Genomic DNA, 324 nt, shown 5'->3' with positions numbered 1-324 from the left:
CTACAGGGATAAGAAAGTACAACGTTGTTGCTTGTTTGTTGATACATACAATCATTACCCATCGATTCGCTTTTTACGGCAAACCGATCAATAAATAATCTTTACTTCTTCCAGATTGTTAAAGAACGAAACAGCTTTGATCGCTAAAAGATCAAACCTAAACCCAGAGGCTTACGTTTGCACTTTCGAGTAAAACGTGGTGGAGGATGACGGGATCGAACCGACGACCCCCTGCTTGCAAAGCAGGTGCTCTCCCAGCTGAGCTAATCCCCCTGAGATATTACTAATTAGCTGGTAGGGCTGGTTGGACTCGAACCAACGACC

1 tRNA gene is annotated in these 324 nt (G+C 44.4%); it reads right to left on the bottom strand.

The features are described from left to right. Positions 1-197 precede the first annotated feature (197 nt). Positions 198-273: transfer RNA gene (locus GCN78_RS28995), tRNA-Ala, on the bottom strand. Positions 274-324: the final 51 nt, after the last annotated feature.

It is taken from the genome of Janthinobacterium rivuli (assembly GCF_009208735.1).
Taxonomy (GTDB): Bacteria; Pseudomonadota; Gammaproteobacteria; order Burkholderiales; family Burkholderiaceae_D; genus Janthinobacterium.
This window is presented reverse-complemented; position numbering and strand designations above follow the sequence as displayed.